This window comes from Geodermatophilus sp. SYSU D01105 (assembly GCF_054050095.1).
The window spans coordinates 46,753-68,143 of sequence record NZ_JBJGYR010000013.1 but is presented as its reverse complement, the minus strand read 5'-3'; the positions used below and the strand labels follow the sequence as shown (position 1 = coordinate 68,143).

34 protein-coding genes are annotated in these 21,391 nt (G+C 69.6%); all 34 read left to right on the top strand.

The features are described from left to right. Positions 1-63 precede the first annotated feature (63 nt). The 34 genes from rpsL to ACI79I_RS13850 all read left to right on the top strand — a co-directional run bounded on the left by rpsL (position 64) and on the right by ACI79I_RS13850 (position 21,369). Complete coding sequence (gene rpsL, locus ACI79I_RS14015; RefSeq protein WP_012950487.1) at positions 64-438, top strand: 30S ribosomal protein S12; 375 nt, start codon at positions 64-66, stop codon at positions 436-438. Between the two features lies 1 nt (position 439). Further along, entirely contained in the window at positions 440-910 is a 471-nt protein-coding gene (gene rpsG, locus ACI79I_RS14010) for a 30S ribosomal protein S7 (protein ID WP_456943760.1), read from the top strand. A gap of 101 nt (positions 911-1,011) precedes the next feature. Further along, positions 1,012-3,111: an elongation factor G gene (gene fusA / locus ACI79I_RS14005; RefSeq protein WP_456992926.1), complete on the top strand. Its 2,100-nt coding sequence runs from the start codon at positions 1,012-1,014 to the stop codon at positions 3,109-3,111. 90 nt (positions 3,112-3,201) lie between these two features. After that, positions 3,202-4,395 carry an elongation factor Tu gene (gene tuf, locus ACI79I_RS14000; protein ID WP_456943762.1) on the top strand — a complete coding sequence of 398 codons (1,194 nt, stop codon included), beginning with the start codon at positions 3,202-3,204 and terminating at the stop codon, positions 4,393-4,395. Between the two features lie 167 nt (positions 4,396-4,562). After that, on the top strand, positions 4,563-4,868 hold the full coding sequence (rpsJ, locus tag ACI79I_RS13995; protein ID WP_014742859.1) for a 30S ribosomal protein S10: 306 nt from the start codon (positions 4,563-4,565) through the stop codon (positions 4,866-4,868). A gap of 15 nt (positions 4,869-4,883) precedes the next feature. Beyond that, the gene (gene rplC, locus ACI79I_RS13990; RefSeq protein ID WP_456943763.1) at positions 4,884-5,549 is read left to right on the top strand and encodes a 50S ribosomal protein L3; all 666 of its coding nucleotides are present in this window, start codon (positions 4,884-4,886) and stop codon (positions 5,547-5,549) included. Beyond that, positions 5,546-6,511: a 50S ribosomal protein L4 gene (gene rplD, locus ACI79I_RS13985; RefSeq protein ID WP_456992925.1), complete on the top strand. Its 966-nt coding sequence runs from the start codon at positions 5,546-5,548 to the stop codon at positions 6,509-6,511. Before rplC ends, rplD begins: the two co-directional genes overlap by 4 nt. Next, the gene (rplW, locus tag ACI79I_RS13980; RefSeq protein WP_448610260.1) at positions 6,508-6,810 is read left to right on the top strand and encodes a 50S ribosomal protein L23; all 303 of its coding nucleotides are present in this window, start codon (positions 6,508-6,510) and stop codon (positions 6,808-6,810) included. The genes rplD and rplW overlap by 4 nt, the downstream gene beginning before the upstream one ends. 43 nt (positions 6,811-6,853) lie before the next feature. Continuing rightward, complete coding sequence (rplB, locus tag ACI79I_RS13975) at positions 6,854-7,687, top strand: 50S ribosomal protein L2 (protein ID WP_091156717.1); 834 nt, start codon at positions 6,854-6,856, stop codon at positions 7,685-7,687. 23 nt (positions 7,688-7,710) lie between these two features. After that, positions 7,711-7,992, top strand: a complete 282-nt coding sequence (gene rpsS, locus ACI79I_RS13970; protein WP_089402109.1) for a 30S ribosomal protein S19 — start codon at positions 7,711-7,713, stop codon at positions 7,990-7,992. Positions 7,993-8,013: 21 nt separating this feature from the next. Further along, the gene (rplV, locus tag ACI79I_RS13965) at positions 8,014-8,481 is read left to right on the top strand and encodes a 50S ribosomal protein L22 (protein ID WP_456992924.1); all 468 of its coding nucleotides are present in this window, start codon (positions 8,014-8,016) and stop codon (positions 8,479-8,481) included. Then, the gene (gene rpsC / locus ACI79I_RS13960; protein ID WP_456992923.1) at positions 8,481-9,392 is read left to right on the top strand and encodes a 30S ribosomal protein S3; all 912 of its coding nucleotides are present in this window, start codon (positions 8,481-8,483) and stop codon (positions 9,390-9,392) included. Before rplV ends, rpsC begins: the two co-directional genes overlap by 1 nt. A 3-nt stretch (positions 9,393-9,395) precedes the next feature. Then, positions 9,396-9,812, top strand: coding sequence for a 50S ribosomal protein L16 (gene rplP, locus ACI79I_RS13955; protein ID WP_091362954.1), 417 nt, complete (start codon positions 9,396-9,398; stop codon positions 9,810-9,812). Then, positions 9,812-10,045: a 50S ribosomal protein L29 gene (rpmC, locus tag ACI79I_RS13950; RefSeq protein ID WP_072919070.1), complete on the top strand. Its 234-nt coding sequence runs from the start codon at positions 9,812-9,814 to the stop codon at positions 10,043-10,045. Before rplP ends, rpmC begins: the two co-directional genes overlap by 1 nt. Further along, entirely contained in the window at positions 10,042-10,356 is a 315-nt protein-coding gene (gene rpsQ, locus ACI79I_RS13945) for a 30S ribosomal protein S17 (RefSeq protein WP_456992922.1), read from the top strand. Before rpmC ends, rpsQ begins: the two co-directional genes overlap by 4 nt. 231 nt (positions 10,357-10,587) lie before the next feature. Next, complete coding sequence (gene rplN / locus ACI79I_RS13940; protein ID WP_012950472.1) at positions 10,588-10,956, top strand: 50S ribosomal protein L14; 369 nt, start codon at positions 10,588-10,590, stop codon at positions 10,954-10,956. 2 nt (positions 10,957-10,958) lie between these two features. After that, positions 10,959-11,294 (top strand): 50S ribosomal protein L24, encoded by a 336-nt coding sequence (gene rplX / locus ACI79I_RS13935; RefSeq protein WP_456909084.1) that lies wholly within the window; start codon positions 10,959-10,961, stop codon positions 11,292-11,294. 4 nt (positions 11,295-11,298) lie between these two features. After that, positions 11,299-11,883 (top strand): 50S ribosomal protein L5, encoded by a 585-nt coding sequence (rplE, locus tag ACI79I_RS13930; RefSeq protein ID WP_456992921.1) that lies wholly within the window; start codon positions 11,299-11,301, stop codon positions 11,881-11,883. 22 nt (positions 11,884-11,905) lie between these two features. Next, positions 11,906-12,091: a type Z 30S ribosomal protein S14 gene (locus ACI79I_RS13925; RefSeq protein WP_012950469.1), complete on the top strand. Its 186-nt coding sequence runs from the start codon at positions 11,906-11,908 to the stop codon at positions 12,089-12,091. Between the two features lie 154 nt (positions 12,092-12,245). After that, positions 12,246-12,650, top strand: a complete 405-nt coding sequence (gene rpsH, locus ACI79I_RS13920) for a 30S ribosomal protein S8 (RefSeq protein WP_456943771.1) — start codon at positions 12,246-12,248, stop codon at positions 12,648-12,650. Between the two features lie 12 nt (positions 12,651-12,662). Continuing rightward, positions 12,663-13,202 carry a 50S ribosomal protein L6 gene (rplF, locus tag ACI79I_RS13915; protein ID WP_456992920.1) on the top strand — a complete coding sequence of 180 codons (540 nt, stop codon included), beginning with the start codon at positions 12,663-12,665 and terminating at the stop codon, positions 13,200-13,202. Continuing rightward, the gene (gene rplR, locus ACI79I_RS13910) at positions 13,202-13,612 is read left to right on the top strand and encodes a 50S ribosomal protein L18 (RefSeq protein ID WP_456943919.1); all 411 of its coding nucleotides are present in this window, start codon (positions 13,202-13,204) and stop codon (positions 13,610-13,612) included. The genes rplF and rplR overlap by 1 nt, the downstream gene beginning before the upstream one ends. A gap of 40 nt (positions 13,613-13,652) precedes the next feature. Then, complete coding sequence (gene rpsE, locus ACI79I_RS13905; protein ID WP_026857030.1) at positions 13,653-14,267, top strand: 30S ribosomal protein S5; 615 nt, start codon at positions 13,653-13,655, stop codon at positions 14,265-14,267. A 1-nt stretch (position 14,268) separates the two neighbouring features. Then, positions 14,269-14,451: a 50S ribosomal protein L30 gene (rpmD, locus tag ACI79I_RS13900; protein ID WP_456943773.1), complete on the top strand. Its 183-nt coding sequence runs from the start codon at positions 14,269-14,271 to the stop codon at positions 14,449-14,451. Positions 14,452-14,475: 24 nt separating this feature from the next. Then, entirely contained in the window at positions 14,476-14,919 is a 444-nt protein-coding gene (rplO, locus tag ACI79I_RS13895; RefSeq protein ID WP_456943774.1) for a 50S ribosomal protein L15, read from the top strand. A gap of 181 nt (positions 14,920-15,100) precedes the next feature. Then, positions 15,101-16,411: a preprotein translocase subunit SecY gene (gene secY, locus ACI79I_RS13890; protein WP_456943775.1), complete on the top strand. Its 1,311-nt coding sequence runs from the start codon at positions 15,101-15,103 to the stop codon at positions 16,409-16,411. Then, positions 16,411-17,037, top strand: coding sequence for an adenylate kinase (locus tag ACI79I_RS13885; protein WP_456992919.1), 627 nt, complete (start codon positions 16,411-16,413; stop codon positions 17,035-17,037). The genes secY and ACI79I_RS13885 overlap by 1 nt, the downstream gene beginning before the upstream one ends. 15 nt (positions 17,038-17,052) lie before the next feature. Then, positions 17,053-17,913, top strand: coding sequence for a type I methionyl aminopeptidase (gene map / locus ACI79I_RS13880; protein WP_456992918.1), 861 nt, complete (start codon positions 17,053-17,055; stop codon positions 17,911-17,913). A gap of 274 nt (positions 17,914-18,187) precedes the next feature. Next, positions 18,188-18,409 carry a translation initiation factor IF-1 gene (infA, locus tag ACI79I_RS13875; protein ID WP_012950459.1) on the top strand — a complete coding sequence of 74 codons (222 nt, stop codon included), beginning with the start codon at positions 18,188-18,190 and terminating at the stop codon, positions 18,407-18,409. Positions 18,410-18,476: 67 nt separating this feature from the next. Further along, positions 18,477-18,590: a 50S ribosomal protein L36 gene (gene rpmJ, locus ACI79I_RS13870; RefSeq protein WP_012950458.1), complete on the top strand. Its 114-nt coding sequence runs from the start codon at positions 18,477-18,479 to the stop codon at positions 18,588-18,590. Between the two features lie 14 nt (positions 18,591-18,604). Continuing rightward, on the top strand, positions 18,605-18,985 hold the full coding sequence (gene rpsM / locus ACI79I_RS13865; RefSeq protein ID WP_456943778.1) for a 30S ribosomal protein S13: 381 nt from the start codon (positions 18,605-18,607) through the stop codon (positions 18,983-18,985). 98 nt (positions 18,986-19,083) lie between these two features. Further along, on the top strand, positions 19,084-19,491 hold the full coding sequence (rpsK, locus tag ACI79I_RS13860; RefSeq protein WP_012950456.1) for a 30S ribosomal protein S11: 408 nt from the start codon (positions 19,084-19,086) through the stop codon (positions 19,489-19,491). A 34-nt stretch (positions 19,492-19,525) separates the two neighbouring features. Then, positions 19,526-20,152, top strand: coding sequence for a 30S ribosomal protein S4 (rpsD, locus tag ACI79I_RS13855; protein WP_456943779.1), 627 nt, complete (start codon positions 19,526-19,528; stop codon positions 20,150-20,152). A gap of 140 nt (positions 20,153-20,292) precedes the next feature. Beyond that, positions 20,293-21,369: a DNA-directed RNA polymerase subunit alpha gene (locus ACI79I_RS13850; RefSeq protein ID WP_456943780.1), complete on the top strand. Its 1,077-nt coding sequence runs from the start codon at positions 20,293-20,295 to the stop codon at positions 21,367-21,369. The last annotated feature ends 22 nt before the right edge of the window (positions 21,370-21,391 follow it).

Here is a 21,391-nt window from a genome sequence, read left to right as displayed (position 1 = left end):
GTACGACAGACCAGAGCACCGTCCACAGCACGTCGCAGCGCAGGTAGGAGATCCAGGCCACCCATGCCCACGATCAACCAGCTGGTCCGCAAGGGCCGCGAGGACAAGGTCGAGAAGACCAAGACCCCGGCGCTGAAGGGCTCCCCTCAGCGTCGTGGTGTGTGCACCCGCGTGTACACGACGACGCCGAAGAAGCCGAACTCGGCGCTGCGCAAGGTCGCTCGCGTTCGCCTCACCAGTGGCATCGAGGTGACCGCCTACATCCCGGGCGTCGGGCACAACCTGCAGGAGCACTCGATGGTGCTCGTGCGTGGCGGCCGTGTGAAGGACCTGCCCGGCGTGCGCTACAAGATCATCCGCGGCTCGCTCGACACCCAGGGTGTCCGCAACCGCAAGCAGGCTCGCAGCCGGTACGGCGCGAAGAAGGAGAAGAGCTGACATGCCGCGCAAGGGCCCCGCGCCGCGCCGGCCGCTGGTCGCCGACCCGGTGTACCAGTCGCCTCTGGTGACCCAGCTGATCAACAAGGTGCTCGTCGACGGCAAGCGCTCGGTCGCCGAGTCGATCGTCTACGGCGCCCTCGAGGGTTGCCGGGACAAGACCGACACCGACCCTGTGGTGACCCTCAAGCGCGCGCTGGACAACGTCAAGCCCGCCCTCGAGGTCCGCAGCCGCCGCGTCGGTGGTGCGACCTACCAGGTCCCGGTCGAGGTCCGCGCCTCGCGGAGCACCACGCTGGGCCTGCGCTGGCTGATCCAGTACAGCCGCGCCCGTCGCGAGAAGACGATGACCGAGCGCCTGATGAACGAGCTGCTCGACGCGAGCAACGGCCTCGGTGCCGCGGTCAAGCGCCGCGAGGACACGCACAAGATGGCCGAGTCGAACAAGGCCTTCGCGCACTACCGCTGGTAAGTGCTCCCCCGGCTGGCTCCGCCAGCCCCCGCGGCCGGCGGGTGGACCGGGCCACCCCTGGACCACCTGCACGCGCACTGCGAACCACAGAGGAGAGAGAGATGGCCGACACCCAGGCCCAGCTCGCCAAGACCCGGAACATCGGGATCATGGCGCACATCGACGCCGGCAAGACCACCACGACCGAGCGCATCCTCTTCTACACCGGTATCAACTACAAGATCGGTGAGGTCCACGACGGCGCGGCCACGATGGACTGGATGGAGCAGGAGCAGGAGCGCGGCATCACCATCACGTCCGCCGCGACGAAGTGCTCCTGGAACGGCCACGACATCAACATCATCGACACCCCCGGGCACGTCGACTTCACCGTCGAGGTGGAACGGTCGCTGCGGGTGCTCGACGGTGCCGTTGCGGTCTACGACGGTGTCGCCGGCGTCGAGCCGCAGACCGAGCAGGTCTGGCGGCAGGCCGAGAAGTACGGCGTCCCGCGCATGTGCTTCGTCAACAAGCTGGACCGGACCGGCGCGGACTTCTTCCGCTGCGTCGACATGATGGTCGAGCGCCTCGGCGCCAACCCCGCCGTGCTCCAGCTGCCCATCGGTGCCGAGGCCGACTTCATCGGCGTCGTCGACCTGGTGCAGATGCGTGCCCTCACCTGGCGCGGCGAGACCAAGATGGGTGAGGACTACGCAGTCGAGGAGATCCCGGCCGAGCTCGCCGACCAGGCCGCCGAGTACCGCGAGAAGCTGCTCGAGACGATCGCCGAGACCGACGACGACCTCATGGAGGCCTACCTCGGCGGTGAGGAGATCACCGTCGAGCGGCTGAAGGCGGCCATCCGCAAGGCCACCATCGCGGCTCAGATCAACCCGGTGCTCACCGGCACGGCGTTCAAGAACAAGGGCGTGCAGCCCCTGCTCGACGCCGTCGTCGACTACCTGCCCAGCCCGCTCGACATCGAGGCGATCGTCGGCACCGCGCTGGACGGCGAGACGGAGGTCATCCGGCACGCCGACGAGGACGAGCCGTTCTCGGCGCTGGCCTTCAAGATCCAGACCGACCAGCACCTCGGCAAGCTGACCTACATCCGGGTCTACTCGGGCAAGGTCAACTCCGGGTCCCCGGTGCTCAACAGCACCAAGGACCGCAAGGAGCGGATCGGCAAGATCTACCAGATGCACGCCAACAAGCGCGAGGAGCGCGAGGGCGTGGGTGCCGGCCAGATCGTCGCGGTCGTGGGTCTGAAGCAGACCACCACGGGTGACACGCTCAGCGACCCGCAGAAGCCGGTGATCCTGGAGTCGATGACCTTCCCGGCCCCGGTCATCTCGGTCGCCATCGAGCCGAAGACCAAGAGCGACCAGGAGAAGCTCGGCACCGCCATCCAGAAGCTGGCCGAGGAGGACCCGACCTTCCAGGTCCGCCTCGACGAGGAGACCGGCCAGACGGTCATCTCCGGCATGGGCGAGCTGCACCTGGAGATCCTCGTCGACCGCATGCGGCGCGAGTTCAAGGTCGAGGCCAACGTCGGCAAGCCGCAGGTCGCGTACCGCGAGACGATCCGCAAGGCCGTCGAGAAGTACGACTACACGCACAAGAAGCAGACCGGTGGGTCCGGCCAGTTCGCGAAGGTCCAGGTCACCCTGGAGCCGCTCGAGGTCTCCGGCGACGGGCCGACCTACGAGTTCGAGAACGCCGTGACCGGTGGCCGCATCCCCAAGGAGTACATCCCCTCGGTGGACCAGGGCATCCAGGACGCGATGCAGTACGGCGTCCTCGCCGGCTACCCGCTGGTGGGTGTCAAGGCCACGCTGGTCGACGGTCAGTACCACGAGGTCGACTCCTCGGAGATGGCCTTCAAGATCGCCGGCTCGATGGTCTTCAAGGAGGCCGCACGCAAGGCCAGCCCGGCCCTGCTCGAGCCGCTCATGGCCGTCGAGGTCGTCACGCCCGAGGACTACATGGGCGACGTCATCGGCGACCTGAACTCCCGGCGCGGGACGATCCAGGCGATGGAGGAGCGCTCCGGCGCCCGCGTCGTCCGGGCCCTGGTCCCGCTCTCGGAGATGTTCGGCTACGTGGGCGACCTGCGCAGCCGCACCCAGGGGCGGGCGAGCTACACCATGGTGTTCGACTCGTACGCCGAGGTCCCGCAGAACGTCGCCAAGGAGATCATCGCCAAGGCGACCGGCGAGTGACCTGCCGGGCGGGGGTAAGCCCCCGCCCGGGCCCCAGCAAGCCCACCCCAGAGTTCGCGCACGACGCGAGACCACGAGGAGAGGAACCCAGTGGCCAAGGCCAAGTTCGAGCGGACCAAGCCGCACGTCAACATCGGCACCATCGGGCACATCGACCACGGCAAGACCACGCTGACCGCGGCGATCACCAAGGTGCTGCACGACAAGTACCCGGACCTCAACGAGGCCTCCGCCTTCGACCAGATCGACAAGGCGCCCGAGGAGAAGGCCCGCGGCATCACGATCTCGATCGCGCACGTCGAGTACCAGACGGAGAACCGTCACTACGCGCACGTCGACTGCCCCGGTCACGCCGACTACATCAAGAACATGATCACCGGTGCGGCGCAGATGGACGGCGCCATCCTGGTGGTCGCGGCGACCGACGGCCCGATGCCGCAGACCAAGGAGCACGTCCTCCTGGCCCGCCAGGTCGGCGTCCCCTACATCGTCGTGGCGCTCAACAAGGCCGACATGGTCGACGACGAGGAGATCCTCGAGCTCGTCGAGCTGGAGGTCCGCGAGCTGCTGAGCGAGTACGAGTTCCCGGGCGACGACGTCCCCGTGGTGCGCGTGTCCGCGCTCAAGGCGCTCGAGGGCGACGCGGAGTGGGGCGACAAGCTCATGGAGCTGATGAACGCCGTCGACACCGCGATCCCCGAGCCGCAGCGTGAGATCGACAAGCCGTTCCTCATGCCCGTCGAGGACGTCTTCACCATCACCGGTCGCGGCACCGTCGTCACCGGTCGCGTGGAGCGCGGCATCGTCAAGGTGAACGAGGAGGTCGAGATCGTCGGCATCCGTTCCTCGTCGACCAAGACCACCGTCACCGGCGTCGAGATGTTCCGCAAGCTGCTCGACCAGGGCCAGGCCGGCGACAACGTCGGTCTGCTGCTGCGCGGCATCAAGCGCGAGGACGTGGAGCGCGGCCAGGTCGTCGTGAAGCCCGGCTCGATCACCCCGCACACCAACTTCGAGGGTTCGGTCTACATCCTCTCGAAGGACGAGGGTGGCCGTCACACGCCGTTCTTCAACAACTACCGTCCGCAGTTCTACTTCCGGACCACGGACGTCACGGGCGTCGTGACCCTGCCGGCCGGCACCGAGATGGTCATGCCGGGCGACAACACCGAGATGACGGTCGAGCTCATCCAGCCGATCGCCATGGAGGAGGGCCTGCGGTTCGCCATCCGTGAGGGTGGCCGCACCGTCGGCGCTGGTCGCGTCACCAAGATCATCAAGTAGTCCCCCTGACGGGCGGCGGTGCGTTCCCGTGCCGCCGCCCGTCCCCGGGTGGCCGTCGCCTGTGTGCAGCGCCACCCACCCCGCTGGGGCCAGACCGGATGAGGTCTGCGACCACCCGGCGTTCCCCAGCTAGAACAGACACCGATCGGCAGGAGCAGAAGACAGCGATGGCGGGACAGAAGATCCGCATCCGGCTGAAGGCCTACGACCACGAGGCGATCGACGCCTCGGCGCGGCGCATCGTCGACACGGTGACCAAGACCGGTGCGCGCGTCGTCGGCCCGGTGCCGCTGCCGACGGAGAAGAACGTGTACTGCGTCATCCGCTCGCCGCACAAGTACAAGGACTCGCGGGAGCACTTCGAGATGCGGACGCACAAGCGGCTCATCGACATCCTCGACCCGACGCCGAAGACGGTCGACGCGCTCATGCGCATCGACCTGCCGGCCTCGGTCGACGTGAACATCCAGTAAGGGCAGTCAGCAGACATGGCGAGCACATTCCGTGGTCTCCTCGGCGAGAAGCTGGGCATGACCCAGGTCTTCGACGAGAACAACCGCATCGTGCCGGTGACCGTCGTCAAGGCGGGCCCGTGTGTGGTGACCCAGGTGCGCACCCCCGAGGTCGACGGCTACTCCGCCGTCCAGCTCGGGTTCGGTGAGATCGACCCGCGCAAGGTGAACAAGCCCGAGGGTGGGCACTTCGCCAAGGCGGGCGTCACGCCGCGTCGTCACCTGGTCGAGCTGCGCACCGAGGACGCCTCGAACTACACGGTCGGCCAGGAGCTGACCGCCGAGGTCTTCGACGGCGTCGCGAAGGTCGACGTCATCGGCACCAGCAAGGGCAAGGGCACGGCCGGTGTCATGAAGCGGCACGGCTTCCGCGGCCTGGGCGCCGCGCACGGCACCCAGCGCAAGCACCGGTCGCCCGGTTCCATCGGCGGGGCCTCGACCCCCGGCCGCGTCTTCAAGGGCCTGCGCATGGCCGGCCGCATGGGCGCGGTGAAGACCACCACCCTCTCGCTCAACGTGCACGCGGTGGACGCCGAGCGTGGGCTGCTGTTGATCAAGGGCGCGATCCCGGGCCCGAAGGGCGGCCTCGTGCTCGTCCGCTCGGCCGTCAAGGGCGGCCCCGTGGGGAGTGACAACCAGTGACCCAGTCGACCCAGACCCGGACCGACCGCCAGGTCGACGTCCGGACCCCGGCGGGGGAGACCGCCGGCAGCGTGACGCTGCCCGGTGAGCTCTTCGACGCGTCGGCCAACGTCGCGCTGATGCACCAGGTCGTGGTGGCCCAGCTGGCCGCCGCCCGCCAGGGCACGCACGCGACGAAGACCCGCGGCCAGGTCAGCGGCGGTGGCAGCAAGCCCTACCGGCAGAAGGGCACCGGCCGGGCCCGTCAGGGCTCCATCCGGGCGCCGCAGTTCGCCGGCGGTGGCACCGTCCACGGCCCGCAGCCGCGGGACTACACGCAGAAGACCCCGAAGAAGATGAAGGCCGCCGCGCTGCGGGGTGCCCTCTCCGACCGGGCCCGCGAGAACCGCGTGCACGTGGTGAGCACCTTCGTCGAGGGCGACGCGCCGAAGACGAGGGCCGCCCTGGCCACCCTCGAGGCGATCACCTCCGCCAAGCGCGTCCTGGTGGTCCTCGACCGCGAGGACGTCCTCAACTGGGTGAGCCTGCGCAACGTGCCGCAGGTGCACCTGATCGAGGCCGGTCAGCTCAACACCTACGACGTCCTGGTCGCCGACGAGGTCGTCTTCACCGAGGCCGCGCTCGCCGAGTTCGTGGCCGGCCCGGCCGCCGGCAAGGGCCGTGGCGTGGAGAAGCCCGACCTCACGACGCCGGACATCCCGGGCGCCATCCCGTCGATCCAGGGTGAGGGGACGACCGACCTCGACCTGGGCGAGAGCCCGGCCGAGCCGGCTCCGGAGACGACCTCCGCCGCGAGGACCGCCGCGCCCACGGCCACCACGCCGCAGGAGGCCGCTCCGGCCACCGCCGCCGAGGCCGCCGCGGCTCCGGTCGCGCAGGCCGAGGCCGCCAACGCCGGTGCCGACGCCACGCCGCCCACCGAGGACGGCACCACCGACGCGACTCCCGAGGAGAAGGCATGAGCGTCCGCGACCCCCGGGACGTCCTGCTGTCCCCGGTCATCTCGGAGAAGAGCTACGGCCTGCTGGACGAGAACCAGTACACGTTCGTCGTCCTGCCCGAGGCCAACAAGACGCAGATCAAGATCGCGGTCGAGCAGATCTTCAACGTGAAGGTCCTCGGCGTGAACACCATCAACCGCCAGGGCAAGCGCAAGCGCAGCCGGGGCAACAAGCTCGGCAAGCGCAAGGACACCAAGCGGGCCATCGTCTCGCTGGCGCCTGGCGACCGCATCGAGATCTTCGGTGGTCCCGGCGCCTGAGCGCCGCGACCGTTCGGACCAGAGATAGAGGACTGAGTCAGCAATGGCTATCCGCAAGTACAAGCCGACGACGCCGGGCCGCCGTGGCTCCAGCGTCGCCGACTTCGCCGAGGTCACCCGCGACCATCCCGAGAAGTCGCTGGTCCGGCCGCTGCACGGTCGCGGCGGGCGCAACGTGCATGGGAAGGTCACCGCGCGGCACCAGGGCGGTGGGCACAAGCGCGCCTACCGGGTGATCGACTTCCGCCGGGCCGACAAGGACGGCGTGCCGGCGAAGGTCGCGCACATCGAGTACGACCCGAACCGCACCTCGCGCATCGCGCTGCTGCACTTCGCCGACGGCGAGAAGCGCTACATCATCGCGCCGGCCCGCCTCAAGCAGGGCGACACGGTGGAGTGCGGTCCCGCGGCCGACATCAAGCCGGGCAACAACCTGCCGCTGCGGAACATCCCCGTGGGCACCGTCGTTCACGCCATCGAGCTCCGTCCCGGTGGCGGCGCGAAGATCGCCCGCTCGGCCGGGACCAGCGTCCAGCTGGTCGCCCGTGAGGGCCGCCTGGCGCAGCTGCGCATGCCCTCGGGGGAGATCCGCAACGTCGACGTCCGCTGCCGCGCGACCGTCGGCGAGGTGGGCAACGCCGAGCAGTCGAACATCAACTGGGGCAAGGCCGGCCGCATGCGGTGGAAGGGCAAGCGCCCGACCGTCCGCGGTGTCGCCATGAACCCGGTGGACCACCCGCACGGTGGTGGTGAGGGCAAGACCTCCGGTGGTCGCCACCCGGTGAACCCGAAGGGCAAGCCGGAGGGCCGGACGCGCAAGCGGAAGGCCAGTGACGCCCTGATCGTGCGCCGCCGGCGCACCAACAAGAAGCGCTGAGCGGGTAGAGGAGTCCGACAGACATGCCACGCAGCCTGAAGAAGGGCCCGTTCGTCGACGACCACCTGCTCAAGAAGGTGGACGCGCAGAACGAGAAGGGCACCAAGACCGTCATCCGGACCTGGTCGCGCCGCTCGACGATCATCCCCGACATGCTCGGGCACACGATCGCCGTGCACGACGGCCGCAAGCACGTCCCGGTGTTCGTGACCGAGGCCATGGTCGGGCACAAGCTCGGCGAGTTCGCGCCCACCCGCACGTTCCGTGGGCACGTCAAGGACGACCGCCGGTCCCGGCGCGGCTGACCAGGTAGAGAGAGAATCCACATGACTTCCCAGGTGGGACAGGAGGTGCCGGTCGCCCGGGCTACGGCCCGGTTCGTCCGCGTCACCCCCATGAAGGCACGCCGGGTGGTGGACCTCATCCGCTACCTGCCGACCGACGAGGCCCTGGCCCTGCTGCGCTTCGCGCCGCAGGCCGCCAGTGAGCCGGTGCTCAAGGTCGTCGCCAGCGCCGTCGCCAACGCCGAGCACAACCTGCGGCTGGACCCGGCCGCGCTGGTGGTCAGCGCGGCGTACGTCGACGAGGGCCCGACCCTGAAGCGGATCCGCCCGCGGGCCCAGGGCCGCGCGTACCGCATCAACAAGCGGACCTGCCACATCACCGTCGAGGTGGCCGAGGTGTCGTCCAGCGCCGAGCTGGCCGGCAAGTCGCGCACCGCCCGCCGCCGCACCGGCCAGTCCGGCCCGGCGACCCAGCAGCAGAGCAGCAACACGAGAGGAGGGACCCGCTAGTGGGTCAGAAGGTCAACCCGCACGGGTTCCGACTGGGCATCACCACCGACTACAAGTCCCGGTGGTACGCCGACAAGCTGTACAAGGACTACGTCAAGGAAGACGTGGCCATCCGCAAGCTCATGAGCAAGGGGATGGAGCGGGCCGGGATCTCCAAGGTCGAGATCGAGCGCACCCGTGACCGCGTCCGCGTCGACATCCACACCGCCCGGCCGGGCATCGTCATCGGCCGGCGTGGCGCGGAGGCCGACCGCATCCGTGGCGAGCTGGAGAAGCTCACCGGCAAGCAGGTGCAGCTGAACATCCTCGAGGTCAAGAACCCCGAGTCCGACGCGCAGCTGGTCGCCCAGGGCGTCGCCGAGCAGCTCTCCAGCCGCGTGAGCTTCCGTCGAGCCATGCGCAAGGCCATGCAGTCGGCCCAGCGCAGCCCGCAGGTCAAGGGCATCCGGGTGCAGTGCTCCGGGCGCCTGGGCGGCACCGAGATGAGCCGGTCGGAGTTCTACCGCGAGGGTCGGGTGCCGCTGCACACGCTGCGCGCGAACATCGACTACGGCATCTACGAGGCCCGCACCACCTTCGGTCGCATCGGCGTGAAGGTCTGGATCTACAAGGGTGACGTCAGCGGCTCCCGTGCCGAGCGGGAGGCCCTCGAGGCCCTCGCCGCCCGGCAGCAGCGCCGCGAGCGCGCCCAGCGTCCGCGCCGGTCCGGCTCGTCCGGCACCACCGCCGGCGGCACCGAGGCCGGCCGCGCCGCGGTCGAGTCCTCGACCGGTCCGGTCGACACCACCGAGAGCGCCGTGGCCGCGACCTCGGGCGAGGTCGCTCCCGAGCAGACCGTCGCCGAGAACGTGGGCGCCGAGGCCACCGCCGCGGCCGAGAACACGGCCGCACAGAACACGACGGAGGGCTGACACGTGCTGATCCCACGGCGCGTCAAGCACCGCAAGCAGCACCACCCGAGCCGATCGGGCCGGGCCAAGGGCGGCACCGCGATCAACTTCGGTGAGTACGCCATCCAGGCCCTCGAGCCGGCGTACGTGACCAACCGGCAGATCGAGTCGGCCCGTATCGCCATGACCCGGCACATCCGCCGTGGCGGGAAGGTGTGGATCTCGATCTACCCGGACCGTCCGCTCACCAAGAAGCCGGCCGAGACCCGCATGGGTTCGGGTAAGGGCTCGCCCGAGTGGTGGGTCGCCAACGTCAAGCCGGGCCGCATCATGTTCGAGCTCTCCGGCGTCGCCGAGCCGGTGGCCCGCGAGGCCATGCGCCGCGCGATCCACAAGCTGCCCATGAAGTGCCGCTTCATCACTCGTGAAGGAGAGGTGTGATGGCCGCCGGTCTGACCGCCCCCGAGCTGCGTGAGCTCTCCGCCGAGGAGCTCGCCACGCGGCTGCGCGAGTCGAAGGAAGAACTGTTCAACCTGCGGTTCCAGGTGGCCACCGGCCAGCTGGACAACAACCGGCGGCTGCAGACCGTTCGCCGCGACATCGCCCGGATCTACACGATCATGCGCGAGCGCGAGCTCGGTCTCTCGGTCGCCCCGAACGAGGGTGTGGCATGAGCGAGCCCCAGTCGGCGGCTGCGCCGAACACTGCGACCGCGTCGGGCCCCGGCCTGGCCGGCCGTGGCTACCGCAAGGTCCGTGAGGGCCTCGTGGTCAGCGACAAGATGGACAAGACGATCGTCGTCGAGGTCGAGGACCGCGTGAAGCACGGCCTCTACGGCAAGGTCATCCGTCGCACGAGCAAGCTGAAGGCCCACGACGAGCAGCAGGTCGCCGGCATCGGTGACCGCGTGCAGATCATGGAGACCCGGCCGCTGTCGGCCACCAAGCGGTGGCGGCTGGTCGAGGTCCTCGAGAAGGCCAAGTGATCCCCGGTCACCCGGCCCGCACGCGGGCCGAGTGACCAGCGCCCCTCCGGGGGAGGTCCAGGAGCAGGTACGCTGGACGACTGGCGCGCCCTCCGGGTGCGCGCCGCATCCCGGTACCCGTGCCTCGGACGCACCGGCGGCGAACGCTGCCGGTGCGTCCGCACGTGGGTACCGGACAGCCGGTTCACCGTTCCGGCCCGGCTGTCACATCGAAAGATCAGGGAGTAGGACGTGATCCAGCAGGAGTCGCGACTGCGGGTCGCCGACAACACCGGTGCGAAGGAGATCCTCTGCATCCGTGTTCTCGGCGGGTCCGGGCGACGCTACGCGGGCATCGGTGACGTGATCGTCGCCACCGTCAAGGACGCGCTGCCCGGCGCCGGGGTCAAGCGCGGTGACGTGGTCAAGGCCGTCGTGGTCCGCACGGTGAAGGAGCGTCGTCGTCCGGACGGCTCCTACATCCGCTTCGACGAGAACGCCGCGGTCATCATCCGCGACAGCGGCGACCCGCGCGGTACGCGCATCTTCGGCCCGGTCGGCCGGGAGCTCCGCGACAAGCGCTTCATGCGGATCATCTCGCTCGCCCCGGAGGTGCTGTGACCATGGCCGAGAAGACCCCCTCGATGAAGGTCAAGAAGGGCGACACGGTCGTCGTGCTGTCCGGCAAGGACAAGGGCGCCAAGGGCCGCGTCATCGCCGCCTACCCCAAGCAGCAGAAGGTCCTCGTGGAGGGCGTCGGCCGGGTGAAGAAGCACACCCGGATCAGCTCCAACCAGCGTGGTGCCCAGTCGGGCGGGATCGTCACGCAGGAGGCTCCCATCCACGTGAGCAACGTGATGGTGATCGACTCCGAGGACAAGCCGACCCGGGTCGGCTACCGCAAGGACGAGGAAGGCCGCAGCATCCGGGTCTCGCGGCGCACCGGTAAGGACCTCTGACCCCATGAGTGCACCCACCCGTGAGCTGCCCCGCCTGCTCGAGCGCTACCGCGCGGAGATCGCGCCGGCGCTGCAGTCGGAGTTCAACTACGCCAACGTCATGCAGATCCCGCGGCTGACGAAGATCGTCGTCAACATGGGCGTCGGCGAGGCGACCCGCGACGCGAAGCTGATGGACGGCGCGGTCCGCGACCTCACCGCCATCACCGGTCAGAAGCCGGCCGTCGTCCGCGCCCGGAAGTCCATCGCGCAGTTCAAGCTCCGCGAGGGCATGCCGATCGGCGCCAAGGTGACCCTGCGTGGCGACCGCATGTGGGAGTTCCTGGACCGGCTGCTGTCGCTGGCCCTGCCCCGCATCCGTGACTTCCGCGGCCTGTCCGCCAAGCAGTTCGACGGTCACGGCAACTACACGTTCGGGCTGACCGAGCAGTCGATGTTCCGCGAGATCGACGTCGACAAGATCGACCGTCCCCGCGGCATGGACATCACGCTGGTCACCACTGCCACGAATGACGAGGAGGGTCGCGAGCTCCTCCGCCTGCTGGGCTTCCCGTTCGCCGGCCAGCCCGTCGTGACCACCACCCGCTGAGCCGGGGCGAGGAGACAGACAGATGGCCAAGAAGGCGCTGATCAACAAGGCGGCCCGCAAGCCCAAGTTCGCGGTCCGCGGCTACACCCGATGCCAGCGGTGCGGCCGTCCGCACTCGGTCTTCCGCAAGTTCGGCCTGTGCCGGATCTGCCTGCGGGAGATGGCCCACGCCGGCGAGCTCCCGGGCGTCAGCAAGTCCAGCTGGTGAAGGACCCGGCTGCCCCCCACGACACGCTCCGCGTGCCGTGGGTCCCTGCAGCCGGGCCGATCCAGCACGTCACCTAGCGAGCACCACCGATCGCCGAGAGGCCCGCGCACGGCGCGTGAGGAACCGCGGCGAGAGAGGCACCACACCCATGACGATGACCGACCCGATCGCGGACATGCTCACGCGGATCCGGAACGCCAACCAGGCGTACCACGACTCCACGACGATGCCGTCCTCCAAGCTGAAGACGCACATCGCGGAGATCCTCCAGCAGGAGGGGTACATCGCCGGTTGGCGGGTCGACGAGGTCGAGCAGGACGGCACCGCGCGCAAGCAGCTGGTGATTGACCTGAAGTACGGCCCCAACCGTGAGCGGAGCATCGCCGGAGTCCGGCGCGTCTCCAAGCCCGGTCTGCGGGTGTACGCCAAGTCGACCGCACTGCCCAAGGTGCTCGGCGGCCTCGGGGTGGCGATCATCTCCACCTCGACCGGGCTGCTGACCGACCGGCAGGCGAACAAGAAGGGCGTGGGCGGGGAAGTCCTCGCCTACGTCTGGTAAGGGGACGAGCAGATGTCACGGATCGGACGACTCCCGGTTCCCGTGCCCAGCGGCGTGGACGTCGCCATCGACGGTCAGACCGTCAGCGTCACGGGCCCCAAGGGCTCGCTGAGCCACACGGTCGCAGCGCCCATCACCGTCGCCCGCGGCGAGGACGGCACGCTGAGCGTGCAGCGTCCCAACGACGAGCGGGAGAGCCGCGCCCTGCACGGGCTGTCGCGCACCCTGATCGCCAACATGATCACCGGCGTCACCACGGGGTACAGCAAGACCCTGGAGATCGTCGGTGTCGGTTACCGCGTCCAGGCGCGTGGCTCGGACCTCGAGTTCGCGCTGGGCTACAGCCACCCGGTGCCGGTGCGTGCCCCGGAGGGCATCACCTTCACCGTCGAGTCCCCGACCCGCCTGCGGGTGGACGGGATCGACAAGCAGCAGGTGGGGCAGGTCGCGGCCAACATCCGCAAGCTGCGCCGTCCGGACCCGTACAAGGGCAAGGGCGTGCGCTACCAGGGCGAGGTCATCAAGCGCAAGGTCGGGAAGACGGGTAAGTGATGGCACAGACCGAGAAGGCTGCCGCTCGGGTGCACAAGCCCGTCGGCACCGACATCAGCACCGCGCGGCGGGTCTCCCGCCTGCGCCGGCACAACCGGCTGCGCAAGCGGGTCTCGGGCACGTCGGAGCGTCCGCGCCTGGTGGTCAACCGCAGCTCCCGGCACATCCACGTCCAGGTCGTCGACGACACCGTCGGCCGTACCCTGGTCAGTGCCTCCACGCTCGACCCGAGCCTGCGCAGCGCCGAGGGGGACAAGTCCACCCTGGCGCGCCAGGTGGGTGCCCTGGTCGCCGAGCGGGCCAAGGCCGCGGGGATCACCGCGGTCGTGTTCGACCGGGGCGGCAACCGCTACCAGGGCCGCATCGCCGCGCTGGCCGACGGCGCGCGCGAGGGCGGGCTGGACTTCTGATGAGCCACACCGCGAACGAGAAGATCGAGAGGGACGTCTGATGCCAGGACCACAGCGACGCGGCGGCGGCGCCGGCGGCGGCAACGACCGCCGCGACCGTCGTGACGGCGGGCGGGGGCCCGGCGGCGCGCCTGCCGAGAAGAGCAACTACATCGAGCGCGTGGTGGCGATCAACCGCGTCTCCAAGGTCGTCAAGGGCGGTCGGCGCTTCAGCTTCACCGCGCTGGTGATCGTCGGTGACGGCGACGGCACCGTGGGCGTCGGTTACGGCAAGGCCAAGGAGGTGCCCGCGGCGATCGCCAAGGGCGTCGAGGAGGCCAAGAAGCACTTCTACAAGGTGCCCCGGATCGCCAGCACCATCCCGCACCCGGTGCAGGGTGAGGCGGCGGCCGGTGTCGTGCTGCTCAAGCCGGCCAGTCCCGGTACCGGTGTCATCGCCGGTGGCCCGGTGCGCGCCGTCCTCGAGTGCGCCGGCATCCACGACGTGCTGTCGAAGAGCCTCGGCTCGTCGAACCCGATCAACATCGTGCACGCCACCATGCAGGCGCTGAAGGACCTCGTCCGTCCCGAGGAGATCGCGGCTCGCCGCGGCCTGCCCCTCGAGGACGTCGCGCCCGCGGCCATGCTGCGTGCCCGTGCCGGCCAGGGGGTCTGACATGGCGCAGCTGAAGGTCACCCAGGTCAAGTCCGCGATCGGCACCAAGCCCAACCAGCGGCAGACGCTGCGCTCGCTGGGCCTCAAGGGGATCAACGACTCGGTCGTCCAGGAGGACCGTCCCGAGATCCGCGGGATGGTCGCGACGGTGCCGCACCTGGTCACCGTCGAAGAGATCAGCTGAACCCCGGCTGAGTAGGGACATCTCATGACTCTCAAGGTCCACCACCTGCGTCCGGCCCCCGGCGCCCACACCCCCAAGACCCGCGTGGGTCGCGGTGAGGGCTCCAAGGGCAAGACCGCCGGTCGCGGCACCAAGGGCACCGGTGCGCGGGGCAACACCTCCGCGCGGTTCGAGGGCGGGCAGACGCCGCTGCACATGCGGCTGCCCAAGCTCTCGGGCTTCAAGAACCGGAACAAGGTCGTCTTCCAGGTCGTCAACCTCGACCGGATCGCGACCCTGTTCCCCCAGGGCGGTTCGGTGAACCCCGACTCCCTCGCCGAGGCCGGCGCGGTGCGCCGTGGCCAGCCGGTGAAGGTGCTCGGCACCGGCGACCTGGGCGGCGTCGAGGTGCACGTGCACGCGCACGCGTTCTCCTCGTCCGCGGCCGAGAAGATCGCCGCGGCCGGGGGCAGCACCACCCGCATCTGACCGCCGACGACCCCCGGGGAGCGCACCAGGCGCCCCGGGGGTCGTCTGCTGCCCGGCCGGGACCCCGTCGCGCCGGCCCCGCCCCGGGCGGCGGACGGCGCGCCTCACCCTCGAGAGCGGGTGCTCGGCCGGTCCGCACCCCACCGTTGCTAACCTCATCCGACCGATCAGGGGAGGGCACGTGCTGCAGGCGTTCGCCGCGGCGTTCCGGACGCCAGACCTCCGGCGCAAGCTGCTGTTCTCCCTGGCGATCATCGCCGTGTACCGGCTGGGTGCCGCGATCCCGGGCCCCGGCGTCTCGGTCGAGGCGATCAACAGCTGTCTCGAGCAGGCGCAGGCCTCCGACCAGCGGGACCTCTACTCGCTGGTCAACCTCTTCTCCGGTGGCGCGCTGCTCCGGCTGTCGGTGTTCGCGCTCGGGATCATGCCCTACATCACGGCGAGCATCATCGTGCAGCTGCTCGTCGTGGTCATCCCGCGCTTCGAGCAGCTGAAGAAGGAAGGGCAGTCGGGCCAGCAGAAGCTGACCCAGTACACCCGTTACCTGACGATCGCCCTGGCGATCCTGCAGAGCACCGGGATCATCGCGCTGGCCCGCAGCGGTCAGCTGTTCCCCGGTTGCGCCCAGGACATCATCCCGGACACGTCCATCTGGACGACCGTGGTCCTCGTCATCGCCCTCACCGCCGGCACCGCCGTGATCATGTGGCTCGGGGAGCTGCTGACGGAGAAGGGGATCGGCAACGGCATGTCCGTGCTGATCTTCACCTCGATCGCGGCGCGCATCCCCGCCGAGGGTGGCTCCATCCTGCAGACGCGCGGCGGCTTCGTCTTCGCCGTCGTCTGCGTCATCGCCGTGGTGATCATCGGCACGGTGGTGTGGGTCGAGCAGGCCCAGCGGCGGATCCCGGTCCAGTACGCCAAGCGCATGGTGGGCCGCCGCATGTACGGGGGCACGTCGACCTACCTGCCCCTGAAGGTCAACCAGGCCGGCGTCATCCCCGTGATCTTCGCGTCGTCGCTGCTCTACCTGCCGCAGCTGATCACGCAGCTGCAGGGCGACGAGACCGGCCCGGTGCGGCGGTTCTTCGAGAACTACGTCATCGACCAGAGCAGCCCCGCGCACATCGCGATCTACTTCGGCCTGATCGTGTTCTTCACGTACTTCTACGTGTCGATCACCTTCAACCCGGAGGAGCGGGCCGAGGACATGAAGCGCTACGGCGGCTTCATCCCTGGCATCCGGCCGGGTCGGCCCACCGCCGAGTACCTGCAGTACGTGCTGTCCCGGATCACCCTCCCCGGGTCGATCTACCTGGGGCTGGTGGCAGTGTTGCCCAACCTGTTCCTGTCGATCACGCAGCAGGGGCAGAACCAGAACTTCCCGTTCGGCGGGACCGCGGTGCTGATCATGGTGGGAGTGGGGTTGGAGACCGTGAAGCAGATCGAGACGCAACTCAACCAGCGCAACTACGAAGGGTTCCTGAAGTAGTGCGCGTCGTGCTGCTCGGCCCGCCCGGGGCGGGCAAGGGCACCCAGGCGCAGATCATCGCCGGACAGCTCGGTGTCCCGGCCATCTCGACCGGTGACATCTTCCGGGCCAACGTGAGCGGCCAGACCGAGCTGGGCCTCGAGGCCAAGGTCTACATGGACGCCGGCGACCTCGTGCCGGACGCGATCACCGTCGCGATGGTCAAGGACCGGTTGGCCGAGACCGACGCCAAGGGCGGGTTCCTCCTCGACGGGTTCCCCCGGACCATCGCCCAGGCCGAGCAGCTGGCCGAGTCGCTGCGCGAGCTCGGGCACGGCCTCGACCGCGTCCTGGAGCTCGTCGTCGACGAGGAGGAGCTCGTGCGACGGCTCTCCGGCCGGCGCATGCTCGTGGACGGCCAGTGGGTGCAGCGCGACGACGACAAGCCCGAGACGGTGCGGCACCGGCTGCAGGTCTACCGGGAACAGACCGCGCCCCTGTCGGGGTTCTACGAGGCTGAGGGGCTGCTCGTCCGCATCGACGCGATCGGCACGGTCGAGGAGGTCACCGAGCGGGCGATGACGGCGCTCGGGGTGACGTCGGCCGGGCGGCCCGAGGGACCGACCGGGCAGCCGAGCGCGGACTGAGGAGCGGCGGCGCACATGACTGCCGCCGGGATCCTGGGACGCCTCCCGCTGCTGGCGAAGTGGAGTGGACGGATGATCCAGATCAAGACGCCGCACGAGATCGAGCTCATGCGGGCCTCCGGTCTCGTCACGGCCGGCGCCCTGAAGGCGGTGCGCGCCGCCGTCCGCCCGGGGGTCAGCACCAAGGAGCTGGACGCGATGGCCGAGGACCACATCCGGTCGCAGGGCGCCGTGCCGAACTTTCTCGGGTACCACGGTTTCACCGGGACGATCTGCGCGTCGGTCAACGACGAGGTGGTCCACGGGATCCCGAACCCGGACCGGGTGCTCGCCGAGGGCGACAACATCTCCATCGACTGCGGCGCCATCCTCAACGGCTGGCACAGCGACTCCGCCGTGACCGTGACCGTGGGGGAGCCCTCCGCCGAGGACGCCGCGCTGCTGGCCGTCACGGAGCGGTCGATGTGGGCCGGCCTGGCCAAGGCGATCGCCGGTGGCCGGCTGACCGACATCAGCCACGCCGTCGAGGAGGTGATCACCGCGGAGGAGCACCCCTACGGGATCGTCGACCACTACGGCGGGCACGGCATCGGGACCGAGATGCACCAGGACCCCCACGTCCTGAACTACGGCCGGGCCGGCCGTGGCCCCCGGCTCGTCCCGGGGCTGGCGCTGGCCATCGAGCCGATGGTCACCGTGGGGGACCCGGCCACCGTCGAGCTCGAGGACGGCTGGACCGTGGTCACCAAGGACGGGTCGCGCGCGGCCCACTTCGAGCACACCGTCGCCATCACCCCGGAGGGCCCCTGGGTCCTCACGGCGGAGGACGGCGGCGTCGCGGGGCTGGCCCCGTTCGGGATCACCCCCCGCACCTGACGGCGCACCTGCAGGGTCCCGCCGCGAGCGTGCGAGCGGTGGGGGGCAGGTGGGCCCTCCCACCACCCTGCCGGATCACATCGGCCCGGGTTGGAGAGGCGCGCCGGGGCGGGGTACAGTGGCCGTTGGCGCTCGCGCCGTCCTGTCGTCGTGCTGTGGCCGTACGACGCAGGACGCCCTCGCGGGAGTGTCTGCACCACCTGTTCTGCAATCAACCAGCGCGTCCCAGCGGGTCTCTCCGTGGGCGCCGTCGAGCCGGGAGGCCGTGTCGGGTATGGCGAAGAAGGACGGGGCCATCGAGGTCGAGGGTCGCGTCGTCGAGCCGCTGCCCAACGCGATGTTCCGGGTCGAGCTGCAGAACGGGCACCGGGTGCTCGCCCACATCAGCGGCAAGATGCGCCAGCACTACATCCGCATCCTGCCCGAGGACCGCGTGGTCGTGGAGCTCTCGCCCTACGACCTGACCCGCGGTCGCATCGTCTACCGCTACAAGTAAGCCGCCGGAGCGCCGCGGACCCGCGAGCGCCCGGCCACACGATCGACAGGAATGAGGGGCGGCACCGGTGAAGGTCCAGCCGTCGGTGAAGAAGATCTGCGACAAGTGCAAGGTGATCCGCCGGCACGGCCGGGTCATGGTCATCTGCGACAACGCCCGCCACAAGCAGCGGCAGGGCTGAGGGAGTACCTGGACATGGCACGACTGGCCGGCGTCGACCTGCCCCGCGACAAGCGGATGGAGATCGCGCTCACCTACATCTACGGCATCGGCAAGACCGCCGCGAAGGAGACCCTGGCCGCGACGGGCGTCAGCCCCGACCTGCGCGCCCGGGACCTCTCGGACGAGGACCTGCTGAAGCTGCGTGACTACATCGACGAGCACTTCCGCGTCGAGGGTGACCTGCGCCGCGAGGTGGCCGCCGACATCCGCCGCAAGGTGGAGATCGGCTGCTACCAGGGCCTGCGTCACCGTCGCGGACTGCCCGTCCACGGTCAGCGCACCCGCACCAATGCTCGCTCGAGCAAGGGTCCGCGCAAGACCATCGCCGGCAAGAAGAAGGCCGGCAAGAAGTAAGCCGTGCAGCGCGCCGTCGCAGGCGACCCGTGAGGGCGGGAGCGACGGCGCGCCCGCGTGCTGCATCTGGCCACTGATCAGAAGGAAACCGGAGAGACATGCCTCCCAGGGCTCGCGCCGCGGCTGGTGCCAAGAAGGTCCGCCGCAAGGAGAAGAAGAACGTCGCCCACGGCGCCGCGCACATCAAGAGCACCTTCAACAACACCATCGTGTCGATCACCGACCCCACCGGGAACGTGATCAGCTGGGCCTCCGCCGGCCACGTCGGCTTCAAGGGCTCGCGCAAGTCGACGCCGTTCGCCGCCCAGATGGCCGCGGAGAACGCCGCGCGCAAGGCGCAGGAGCACGGCATGCGGAAGGTCGACGTCTTCGTCAAGGGCCCGGGGTCCGGCCGCGAGACCGCCATCCGGTCCCTGCAGGCCACCGGCCTCGAGGTGGGCCAGATCCAGGACGTGACGCCGCAGCCGCACAACGGCTGCCGCCCCAAGAAGCGCCGCCGGGTCTGACCGGCCACTGACAGAGACGAAGAGGTAGAGAGACGTGGCCCGTTACACCGGAGCCGACTGCCGCATGTGCCGGCGCGAGAAGATGAAGCTGTTCCTCAAGGGCAGCAAGTGCGAGTCCCCGAAGTGCCCGATCGAGATCCGGCCCTACCCGCCGGGCGAGCACGGCCGGGGTCGCAGCAAGGACAGCGAGTACCTGCTGCAGCTGCGCGAGAAGCAGAAGGCCCGCCGCATCTACGGCGTGCTGGAGAAGCAGTTCCGCGGCTACTACGAAGAGGCGAACAAGAAGTCGGGCAAGACCGGTGAGGTCCTGCTGCAGATCCTCGAGTCGCGCCTGGACAACGTGGTCTACCGGGCCGGTTTCGCCGAGTCCCGCGACATGGCCCGCCAGCTGGTGCGCCACGGCCACATCCGCGTCAACGGCCGCAAGGTGGACATCCCGTCCTACCGCGTGAGCGCGAACGACATCATCGAGGTCGCCGAGAAGTCGCGGCAGATGATGCCCTTCGAGATCGCCCAGGCCCGCGCCGGCGAGCGCCCCGTGCCGCCGTGGCTGGAGGTCATCAGCAGCCAGCTGCGCGTGCTCGTGCACAGCGTGCCGGCCCGCCAGGTGATCGACACCCCGGTCCAGGAGCAGCTGATCGTCGAGCTCTACTCCAAGTAGCAGCTCGTCGCCTGGTGCAGGGGTCCCGGTCCCTGCACCAGGCCGGCTCCGGTCGGCGGACGGATGCCCGCCGGAGCCCGCACCACCCCCCTCACGGCGTCATATGGCGGGCGCCGGAGGAACCTGAGGAGAACACCACAATGCTCATCGCACAGCGTCCGACGCTGACCGAGGAGACCCTCACCGAGCAGCGCTCGCGGTTCGTCATCGAGCCGCTCGAGCCGGGCTTCGGCTACACCCTGGGCAACTCCCTGCGCCGCACCCTCCTGTCCTCCATCCCCGGCGCTGCTGTCACCAGCATCCGGATCGAGGGGACCCTGCACGAGTTCACCACCGTGCCCGGGGTCAAGGAGGACGTCACCGAGATCATCCTCAACCTCAAGGGCCTGGTCGTCAGCTCCGACTCCGACGAGCCGGTGACCATGTACCTGCGCAAGCAGGGCCCTGGTGAGGTCACCGCCGCGGACATCGCGCCGCCGGCCGGGGTCGAGGTGCACAACCCCGAGCTGCACATCGCCACGCTGAACGGCAAGGGCCGGCTGGAGATCGAGCTGGTCGTCGAGCGGGGCCGCGGCTACGTGCCCGCGCCGCAGAACAAGCAGCCGGGTCAGGAGATCGGCCGGATCCCCGTCGACTCCATCTACTCCCCGGTCCTCAAGGTGACCTACGCCGTCGAGGCGACCCGCGTCGAGCAGCGGACCGACTTCGACCGTCTGGTCGTCGACGTCGAGACCAAGCCGTCGATCGCCCCGCGCGACGCGATCGCCAGCGCCGGCTCCACGCTGGTCGAGCTGTTCGGCCTGCTGCGCGAGCTGAACATCGACGCCGAGGGCATCGAGGTCGGGCCGAGCCCGGCCGAGGCCGCCGACATCGCCAACTTCTCGATGCCGATCGAGGACATGGACCTCACCGTCCGGTCCTACAACTGCCTCAAGCGCGAGGGTGTGCACACCGTCGGTGAGCTCGTCACCCGCTCCGAGGCCGACCTGCTCGACATCCGCAACTTCGGGGCCAAGTCGATCGACGAGGTCAAGATGAAGCTCGCGGCGATGGGCCTCGCGCTCAAGGACAGCCCGCCCGGGTTCATCCCCACCTCGGTGGAGAGCTACGACGAGGGCTACGAGACCGACGCCTACCAGCAGCACGGGGAGTACGCCGCCGCGTACGACCAGGCCCAGTACGACGAGGGCTCCTACCAGGAGACCGAGCAGCTCTGAGGCGGGTGCCGGACGGCGGGTG